Below are 5,298 nucleotides of genomic sequence, written 5' to 3' on the forward strand. Positions count from 1 at the left end.
GGATTAAAGCGGAGTTTGGGCTGATTCAGGATGGGATGAAGTAATTGGGGATACCTTTTTTCTAAGTCTTCAACCTTCGCTAGTGCTCCCCAACGGGCATAACAGTAATATGCTTCCTGCATATAGCTGGCGGCGACTTTTTCTTTGCTGCAATCAAGGTAGAACTTGGCAGCTAATTCGTTGGCGATCGCTTCTTCTTGGAAATATCCGTTTTCTTTGGCTCCTGCTATCGCGCGATCGTATAACTCTAATGCTTGCCAATTAATCCCTAATACCCTAGCCTTTTCCGCTTCAATTAATTCATATCTATACCGATTTACTTCTGGTGTATTCTCTGCCCAAAACTTCATTTTTTCCTGATTAACATTGACTTGTTCCAAGTAGCTTATTTGTTCATCTACCGTGACTCCAGCATACAAATTTAACAATGTTAGCGAATGGTAAAAATTGAGAACTATAACTTGCATAAAACCAAAAGCCGAGCCGGATTGCTCCTGTGCTAGACTCACATTTTTTAAGGCTTGGCTACTATCGCCTAACAAGTAACCTAGAATAGTTTTAGCCAGATAAAACATAAATAAAACTATTCCCGATTTAGCAGCAATAATGCGGGGCAAATTTTTCTCTTCATCAAAGCTTTTACCGATCAATAATAGGGGATCTGCGGCTTGACCCTGTAAATTCAAACCTAATTGTCGCCATACTTGCGAGAAATGCGTAGAACTTTCTTGTTTAAAGTTAATACAAAAATTACCATAAAATTCTTGTTGCTGGATGGCTGTTTCTAAGTTATATTCCGTAAAAAATAAGTAACTACACAAATTTGCAGCACAATATCCACCCCATTCAAAATCACCTACTTCTAGCCCTGCTTGTAGTCCTTCTCGCAAAGGTTCCACACTATTTTTTGCTGGTTCTTTCCAAGTGCGAATATTGCCATTAAACAAGTTATAAACTTGGGCTTTTAGCTCTTTAGCGTTGAACTTATCTAATAAGTTTAAGGCAATTAAACCTGCATGATAACCTCTATCTAATTGACCTAATCCTACTAATAATAACCCGTAAAAACCATAGGCAAAAGATGATATTGCTGAATCTCCATATTTAATACACAACTTAATCATAGTGATGATTAATTGCGGAAAAATCTCTGGCCTTGCTACAAATACAGGAGTACATAGTGTTCTTAAAATTTGCATAGCTGCCAGCTTATATGGATCTTTCATAAGTGGCAAATTATCTAACTCGTCAAGATTGGGTAAATCAATTATTAAATCATTTTCCAAGTCAATTGTTAGTAAAGAGATTGATAGTTTTTCTAACACTTCTAACCCAATCTCTACTGCCGCAAGCATTTCTATTTGCTGAGCAATATGAATCTGCATTTGTAATTCATAAATTCTCACTTTTTCGAGTAAACTCTTGACTGCAGTCAGCGCCAGTTCAGCTAATTTTAATGAATTCTCAAAGTTAAGGTTTAAATATTCAGCTTCGGCAGTAGCGATGTAAATATTTAGGGTCAATTCATACTGATTTTGCCAACAGTCTGTTGTCAGTAACTCCATCGCTGTTTGTAAATATACCGTTGCGGCAGCATAAGCGTTAGAAGTTTTGGCTTTCCGCCCTGTCACTAAATTTAATTCGGCTAATTCTTGGCGCTCCCTTGGTTGAACTATTAAATCTTTCCCTTGATTCAAGTGTCTGACAATTTCAAATATTTTTTCATCGCGTTCTAGGTCGGCGGAATTTTGTAGTAGCAACTGCCCGATTTTGAGATGAGTGGCTTGCTTTTTGTCATCCGGAATCAGGGAATAAGCCGCTTGCTGGACGCGATCGTGCAAGAAGCGATAGGCAACGGTTTGAGAAATCGGTTGAGAAACATTCTGTTCTATTCCTACATAAAACTTATAAACTTCACTTTGGGGCAAAACCAAACCTTCTTGTAACGCTTTCCATAGCGCCGTTGCAGTTTCAGTTTCAGAACTTTCTAAAACAACTGCCAATGTTGCTAACTCAAACTGGTTGCCAATGCAAGCGGCTAATTTCAAAACAGACTGAGTTTCTCGGGGCAATTTCTGCAACTGCTGTGCCATAAATTCCACTACATTATCGGTCAGTGCTGCCTCTCTCACTTTGCTAATATCGCACTGCCAATGTCCAGATTGGATATCAAAAGTAATCAATTGCTCCTGATGCAATGCTTTGAGAAACTGCGTTGCAAAAAATGGGTTTCCTTGAGTTTTTTGATAGACCAATTCTGTCAGAGGTTGTGCCAACTTAGGATCACAAACTAGCGTATCCGCTACCAATTGATTTAAACTGATTTGGGCAAGCGGTGCTAATGTAATAGTGTTGAGTGTGGTTCCTGCCTTCCTCACTTCATCTAGGGTCAACATCAGGGGATGGCCGGGTGATACTTCATTATCCCGATAGGCTCCCAGCAGCAACAGATAACCCAATTGCGACTCATTGACGAGCAATTGCATTAACTTCAGCGATGCCGAATCCGCCCATTGTAAGTCATCCAAAAATATCACCAATGGATGTTCTTTTGTGGTGAAGACAGCAATGAATTTGTGGAAGAGCAAATTAAAGAGGTTTTGAGCAGCAATCCCCGATAATTCGGGGGCTGGGGGTGGTGTTCCAATAATCCGTTCTAGTTCGGGAATGACTTCAATAATGACTTGTCCATTGTCACCGAGCGCTGCGAGAATTTGAGTTTTCCATTCTTGGATTTGGGCATCACTTTCACTCAGCAATTGTGCCATAAAATCGCGGAATGCCTGGACAAATGCCGAGAAGGGAATGTTGCGGTTGAACTGGTCGAATTTGCCTTTGATAAAATAGCCGCGTTGCCGGACAATGGGTTTATGTACCTCGTTGACGACTGCCGTTTTACCAATCCCGGAGAACCCAGCGACCAGCATTAATTCTGATGTGCCATTCGCGACGCGATCGAAGGCACTCAACAGGGTTTGGACTTCGGTTTCTCGTCCATAGAGTTTTTCGGGAATCAGGAAGCGATCGCATACATCCCGCGTTCCTAACTCAAATGTTTCAATATTTCCAGTTTCTTGGTACTGCTGCCAACACTTTTCTAAGTCATGTTTCAATCCCTTGGCACTTTGATAGCGCTTTTCGGCATTCTTCGCCATCAGCTTTATCACCATATCCGCAACTAGCTGCGGGATTTCTTGGCTGTTTATTGCAGGAGGTTTTTTGGCAATATGGCAGTGAACTAACTCCATGGGGTCGTCACATTCAAATGGCAGTTTTCCTGTCAGCAGTTCGTAAAAGGTAACTCCTAGAGAATAAAAGTCGGTGCGGTAGTCAATACCTCGGTTCATTCGTCCGGTTTGTTCGGGAGAAATATAGGCGAGGGTTCCTTCTAAAACGTTGGGATTTTGAATTTCTTGAGTTTCTCTCGGCAGTAGGGAGGCGATGCTAAAGTCAATCAGTTTGACTTGTTTAGTTTCGGGATGAATCAGGACGTTAGCTGGCTTAATATCTTTGTGGATGACTCTGTTTCGGTACAGTCCGTCAAGGATGTCAGTTATTTGAATGGCAATTTCCAAGATTTCTGCTAGAGTCAGCTTGCGTTCTTGGGCGTAGTCTCGTAGAGAAATACCGCCAAAATCCTCCATTACTAGGGCATAGCTGTGGCGATAGGAGTCCAAATTGTAGGGTTCAACGACTCCAGGCAGACGTAGATTTTTGGCGATGGTATACTGGTTGCGGAATTGCAGCAGTTCGCTGAAGCTGGGATAGTCTCGATTTAATAGTTTAATGACAACTGGAAGCTGATCTGTTTCTCGAATGGCTCGATAAACTAGGGTTCTCGAACCACAGTATAATTGCTCAACCAGATGATATCCTGAAACTCGGTTAGTCAAATCCACTGCGGTACTCCTATGGATTACTCCATCTTAGACATTGACTCTTGTAACTAAGTATATACATTTATTGGTTGAGTCTGAGGAAAATAGAACTGCGAAATCCCCAGGCGACAGACTCTACCGCTTTTATTTATTTTCACTTTTGAAGAGAAAGATTGCCATCTATCAAGATAGTCTTAGGGAGCATCTCAATGAAAGCAACCCAGCCCAAAATTGGAATTTTGAGGCAGGAGAGAGGAGGCAGGAGGCAGGAGGAAATAAGAAGAAGGAAGGAGCCAGAAGAAGTGTTTTTACCAATATGAGATGCTCCCTAGTCTTATCCTTTCATCGGCAATGATATCGTAAACTCCGTCCCTTCTCCTAATACAGAATTTACCTCGATTGTACCGCCGTGTTTCTCAACTACAATCTGCCGTGCGATCGCCAATCCCAACCCCGTGCCTTTACCCACACCTTTAGTTGTAAATAAGTGGTCAAAAACCTGACCTTTTATCTCCTCTGATATCCCTGGCCCGTTGTCAGAAATGCGAATCGTCACCCACTCAGACGACTGTCTTTCGGTGCGAATCGTAATGCAATTGGCTCGGGCTTTAATCTTCTCTAAACTCCGTTCCCGATTTGATTCTTCCAGTGCATCAATGGCATTTGCCAATATATTCATAAACACCTGATTTAATTGTCCGGGGAAGCAGTCCACTGATGGCAAGTTCCCGTACTCTTTCACAACTTCAATCGCTGGACGCTGTTCGTTCGCTTTCAATCTGTGTTTGAGAATCAAAATCGTACTGTTAATTCCGTCATGAATATTGAAAGGCACTTTGTAATCTTTGTCGGCTCGGGAGAAGGTACGAAGACTGGTGCTGATGCCTTGGATGCGATCGCACCCGATTTGCATCGAATTCAACATTTTGGGTAAATCTTCTAAGAGATATTCGATATCGCTCTCTTCAGCTTTTTCTTCAATCTCCTCTCCCGGACTGGGAAATTTTTCTTTATAGAGTTGCAAGTATTCTGTAATATCTTTGACGGCGGCGATCGCTTCATGAATATTACCAGAAATAAATCCGACTGGATTATTAATTTCATGGGCAACCCCGGCCACTAAATTCCCCAAAGCCGACATTTTTTCGCTCTGCACTAATTGCAGTTGAGATTGTTCCACCTGGTGAGCGTAGTCCTGGGCTTGCTGATACAATCGCGCATTTTCTAGGGAAATGGCAGCCTGAGTGCAGAGGAAGTTGAGGATGAGGAGACGATCGCGAGTAAACACTCCTTTTGTCGAGCTATGTTCGAGATACAGTATGGCAACTAAGTTCCCGCGATCTAGAATCGGAGTACATAGCATACTCTGAGAGTGATACTGGAGCGTACAGTCATTCATTAAACCCGGAATATCGGTTTT

General features: G+C 42.0%; 2 protein-coding genes. Both read right to left on the reverse strand.

Annotated features, from left to right (window positions below; all coding sequences use genetic code 11):
• Positions 1-3,899 (reverse strand): serine/threonine-protein kinase PknK (locus tag QUA57_RS28030; protein WP_333065046.1); only part of this gene is annotated, 3,899 nt, incomplete at its 3' end.
• A gap of 313 nt (positions 3,900-4,212) precedes the next feature.
• A partial coding sequence (locus tag QUA57_RS28035) for an ATP-binding protein (RefSeq protein WP_333065048.1) occupies positions 4,213-5,298 on the reverse strand: 1,086 nt, incomplete at its 5' end.

Origin of the sequence: Microcoleus sp. Pol7_B2, assembly GCF_036701035.1 — a bacterium.
Classification (GTDB): domain Bacteria; phylum Cyanobacteriota; class Cyanobacteriia; order Cyanobacteriales; family Microcoleaceae; genus Microcoleus.